We start from the raw sequence: 4795 nt of genomic DNA on the forward strand, positions 1-4795 counted from the left end.
CTATATAGCAGAGTTTTTTTACAAAACAGCTGCGAATGAAAATTTATAATATCGTTAAACAACTATTTTGGATATGATAAAAAATCTAACGAAAGTTAGAAGGTTTCTGGAATGTTATTGCTCAAAATAATTTTAAATTTACTACTTATATATAAGAGTATGGCTCCTACGGTATTGATTACAGGTGCTTCTGAAGGTATTGGTAAAGCAACAGCTCTTTTATTTTCTCGGCAAGGGTTGAAAAATCAGGATAATTAATTTTTGCTGCCAGCACATTCTGCTATTGTTACTCACATTCTCGTTTAGTTACATAGTGGCGATAGCGAAACATAGCTTCTAGTTGCACTTGCACTAACCAACCACTGACAAATTCAACTGTTCCTCCACCAGGCATAGAAAAGGAAATAGCATCAGTCAGCCTAGTTTTACCATTTTCCAGTTCAAATTCATGTCGATGTATCCAAGATTCAAAAGGCCCAGATATCTGTTCGTCGGTAAACAGGCGATATTTTTCACATTCAGTATGACGCGCTAACCAAGTTAAGGGTAATGGGCCGAGAAATAGGCGAAATTCTGTGATAGCGCCCACGTTCAGCCCTCCTTCACGACGAACTACTTGGACTGGCTGCCAAGGTGGATTCAACAGTTGCAAAATATCTGGCCTTTCATGAAATTTCCAAACTACTTCTGGTGTGGCATTAATTATTGAAGAATGTTTAAAGTGCAGCATGGAAAGAAAAACCTAAAATTCAACTTTCGGATTCAGTATCAATTTCGATATCTAGGGTATCATTAGAACTCAGTGGAACCGTCACCAGTTCCACTGGTCTTCAAAACCGTGCATGAAAGTTTCCAATTCACACGGCTCCTCAGTGGTTTGGCGCTTTTTGTCATGCGTACCTCATTACCCATTTATCCTGAGACTTTTCCAGTCTTTTAGTGGGCTTAGGCTTGGCACTATTACAGCCAGATTGGTTGCCAGGACTGCCATCGGTGGCTGTCTTTGTGTCATGGCAATGTCTGTGAAGTAGCTGCCAGTTTTCGTATGAATTCTTTCCACCTTGCGATTTTGGAATTCTATGGTCAACTTCCATCACATCGTTTTCACGAAAAAACATATTACAGTGAGGACATTTCCCTTTTTGCTTTTTTAAAAGTAATGCTACTTTTTTTGGCATTTCTGGATTTTTCCCCATCCTTGAACTCCAATAGACTAGGTTTCCATCGTATGGTGATGATTCGCCCTTAACTTTTACATAAAGGTTTGTTGGAATTGCTTTATGCTTTAGTAACCGCAGTAGATTTTTACTCTCTTGCTTGGTTGCGAATACCCAGTTATCGCCACCTATGGTATGCCAATATTTTTTAACAACCCACTTATATCCCTTTTTTGGGTGGCGGCGTTTTGACCAAGCTCTAAGCTTTTGATACAGAAGATGGTCAATTTTTGAAAAAATATCATGACTTATTACGGTCGCATAATAGTTTGCCCACCCCAAGATAATTGGGTTCAGGTTTTTAATTAGTGCCTCTTGTGGCGCTGTCCTGTGGTTTTCTATAACACTAGCGATTTGGTCGTAATGTATCTTCTGTTTGCTCTTGCTTGGAGTGATGATTGTTTTAAAGCCTAGTGGTTTTCCGACTGTATTTTTCCCAGTATGATGTTTATCTACAAGGAACTGTCGAACATTAAACCCCAGGAAGTCAAACCCTGGTTTCTCTTTCTCATATTGTTTTAAAGTATGAGCAAGTTTTGTTTTACTAGGTTTTAACTCTAGACCCATGCCTTTCAACCATTCAGAGATAATCTCTTTGCATCTTTGAACAACGGTTATATCTTCGTGGAGAATTACGAAGTCATCGGCGTAACGAATCAGGCTTAAACTTTCCCTTTTTCTTTTTTTACCGGAGTAGTTTGTTGGGATAGTTTCTGCGAATTTCTTGATTCGTTCTTCCATACCGTGGAGGGCAATATTTGCTAATAGTGGGGATATAACCCCACCCTGTGGCGTACCCTCAGATGTTGGAAACAGTTGCTTGTTGTCCATTACCCCCGCTTTTAACCATGCACGAATTTGTCGGCGTATGGTGGGGAATGTATTTAGTTTTTTGAGCAATGCTTCATGGTCGATGCGGTCGAAACATTTGGCAATGTCGGCATCTAATACGTATTTGGATTTATACCTTATTGCGTTGAATATTGCTTCGATTGCATCATGGCATGAGCGTCCAGGTCTGAACCCGTATGAGTTAGGTTCAAATCGCGCTTCCCATTCTGGCTCTAATGCCAGTTTGACAAGTGCTTGCAAGGCTCGGTCTTTCATTGTAGGTATTCCTAAAGGTCGCTTCTCATCCGTCCCAGGCTTGGGAATCCATACTCGCCTGGTTGGGCAAACCTTGTTTCCCAGTTTTAGTTCGGTTATGAGGGTAAGACGCTGCTTTGGGGTTAGCGTTTTTATACCATCCACACCTGCGGTCTTTTTCCCTCTATTATCCTGGGTAACTCTACGAACCGATAAAGCTCTTGCTGACCAAGACTTCATCAACGTTTTTTGGAGTCTGCGAAATGTTTTTACATCGCCACGTTGAGAGGCTCGATAAATTCTCTTTTGGAGCTTGTATACTCGACGCTCTAGCTTTCGCCAGTTAATTTTGTGCCATTCCACCGTAGTCTTTAAACTCGTATTGGACATTTGTACTCCTAATGGAAACTTTATCTTCCAAATCACCGTGAGAACGTCAGCCTATCCTTGGCATTACCCAAGGCTTTTGCTTTTTTCTCAATCTCTCCTACTCGTTGCATACGGTTAGCACCTACTCAAGGATTCGACCACCTTGAGGGCATACGAGAGGTTACTTCGTTCCGAATGACCATTTTATGTACCTTTAGAGTGACACTGTTCGCCGGGTTTATTAGAAGTGCAGATTGGTCGAGAAAAAATTCGCCAACTCTTTTATCCTTTGTCTTTTGGCTCCAGCGTAGTCAGCCTATTTCGCTGGTTACGGTGTTACGGCGATTCAAGCGTGTCTTCAATCTGTTGCTTTACTCATGGGTACTTTTGCTTGATGGATACCAGATTAGGCTACTAGTAGAGCCATCTTTTCACCCCGCTTTACGGATTGATGGCTAGTCGCTACCGTAGGGGTGATGCTTTCAACGCTGCACCTGCGTGGTAGGTTTTTCACCTACAAGGTCATTCAGTTGTCTGGCTAATGGAACCAGCTAACCGTCCCTGAGTATTACTACTCATTTAGGTTAAACGAATCGCACTTTTTCTTCTCCCATATAGGAAAAGTTTTCTGGCAAACCCACCAATTCAGCTCCTTGACGCACGGCAAGCTCTATTAATTCTTCTGCCTGTGCCAAATTTTTGTGTAGATCGGGCACACTGGTCAATTGAATAGCGGCGGCTAAATAAGACTTCATAGATTCAACAACGAACAGTTGATTTATGGAAGATAGATTATCAAAATATATCGCTACTTCAAAATCTGTGGAACTTAATTAGAAACCCATCAGGGTTCCTTTTCTTTAACAGACTTGTTTTATTGCTGCTTTTAATCTTCCTCTAGGTTCTAGCAAACTGAGCAAGATAAAGATTAGGTTGTGATCAAACCTTGATAAAAGCTGTCTACTGTGGATATTCCTATTCTCATTCAAACATTTATCGCTGTGTTTGTCTTGGCGGATGCTGTAGGCAATATACCGATTGTTTTAGTTTTGACTAAGGGCATGATGCCAAGCCAAAGAAACAAAGTTATAGATAAAGCAATTATCATTGCGATCGCAGTTCTTTTGCTATTTGCCTTTGCAGGGCAAATAATTTTAAATTACTTGGAAATCAGTATCGGCTCTTTGCGAGTAGCAGGAGGAATATTGTTACTTTTAATTGCTTTGCAAATGCTGCGGGGAGAATTAGATCAGCCAATTATTGAAGAAGGACGCGATGTCGCAATTACTCCACTAGCTTTACCCCTGCTTGCAGGGCCGGGGACTTTGACGACGGTGATGTTGCTGATGTCGAAATCTCAGAGTCCGCATATTGCTGTAGCGGTGGGTATCTTAGGGGCAATGTTTATCACTTGGTTGATTTTGCGTTTAGCAAATCTGATTGACCAGTGGATTGGTGCAGAAGGTGGAGTCATTGTGACTCAACTTTTGGGTTTTCTGTTGGCGGCGCTAGCAGTGGAAATTGGTAGTACGGGAATTAGGGAATTGTTTTTGAGCTAGAAAACTCGTAAAAATATTCGGAATCGAAAAATGTATACAAATGTAAACAAGTTTGATAGACGACAAATTCGCGCCTCTCAAACTTGTTTATAAAAATTAACCTAAAGTTAGAACAACATGGATAACTCAAGAGAGTTTTATTGCCGATTGAGTTTCAAAGATGCTTTTCGAGAGTGGAAGCTAATGTAGTTTTAGGCACGGCGCCAACCACCATATCGACTTTTTGTCCACCCTTAAAAATCATTAATGTGGGAATGCTGCGGATGCCATACTGACTAGCAACATTAGGATTTTCATCTGTGTTGACTTTTACGACCTTTATTTGACCTTTGTACTGTTCGGAGATTTCATCGACAACAGGAGCTACCATACGGCATGGTCCGCACCAGGGTGCCCAAAAGTCAACTAAAACTGGTACATCGCTGTCGAGTACTTCTTGCTTGAAACTAGAATCGGTAACTTGTGCGGCTGTTGACATGCCTAAAACCTTCGCCAATAATATCTGAACTTGGTGAAAATTCTACCATAGCAAAAACCTCAGCTTGGAAGTGCGAGGATGTACAT

At 41.1% G+C, this 4795-nt stretch carries 4 protein-coding genes and 2 pseudogenes; 2 read left to right on the forward strand and 4 right to left on the reverse strand.

Annotation, left to right across the window (positions count from 1 at the left end; genetic code table 11):
• Positions 1 to 159: 159 nt before the first annotated feature.
• Positions 160 to 237, forward strand: a pseudogene (locus tag IQ229_RS13370) (short-chain dehydrogenase); the annotation flags it as partial.
• A gap of 49 nt (positions 238 to 286) precedes the next feature.
• On the opposite strand, the gene IQ229_RS13375 reads toward IQ229_RS13370, so the two are convergent.
• The 3 genes and pseudogenes from IQ229_RS13375 to IQ229_RS13385 all read right to left on the reverse strand — a co-directional run.
• Positions 287 to 730 (reverse strand): SRPBCC family protein, encoded by a 444-nt coding sequence (locus IQ229_RS13375; RefSeq protein WP_194044398.1) that lies wholly within the window; start codon positions 728 to 730, stop codon positions 287 to 289.
• A gap of 160 nt (positions 731 to 890) precedes the next feature.
• The gene (ltrA, locus tag IQ229_RS13380) at positions 891 to 2693 is read right to left on the reverse strand and encodes a group II intron reverse transcriptase/maturase (RefSeq protein ID WP_194044400.1); all 1803 of its coding nucleotides are present in this window, start codon (positions 2691 to 2693) and stop codon (positions 891 to 893) included.
• 578 nt (positions 2694 to 3271) lie between these two features.
• A pseudogene (locus IQ229_RS13385) lies at positions 3272 to 3427 on the reverse strand (nitrilase-related carbon-nitrogen hydrolase); the annotation flags it as partial.
• Positions 3428 to 3637: 210 nt separating this feature from the next.
• On the opposite strand from IQ229_RS13385, the gene IQ229_RS13390 reads away from it, so the two are divergent.
• Positions 3638 to 4231, forward strand: a complete 594-nt coding sequence (locus IQ229_RS13390; RefSeq protein ID WP_194044402.1) for a MarC family protein — start codon at positions 3638 to 3640, stop codon at positions 4229 to 4231.
• Positions 4232 to 4385: 154 nt separating this feature from the next.
• Here IQ229_RS13390 and trxA read toward each other — a convergent pair whose 3' ends face one another.
• Positions 4386 to 4709, reverse strand: a complete 324-nt coding sequence (gene trxA, locus IQ229_RS13395; RefSeq protein ID WP_104909616.1) for a thioredoxin — start codon at positions 4707 to 4709, stop codon at positions 4386 to 4388.
• Between the last annotated feature and the right edge of the window lie 86 nt (positions 4710 to 4795).

Source organism: Nostoc cf. edaphicum LEGE 07299 (assembly GCF_015207245.1).
GTDB lineage: Bacteria > Cyanobacteriota > Cyanobacteriia > Cyanobacteriales > Nostocaceae > Nostoc > Nostoc edaphicum_B.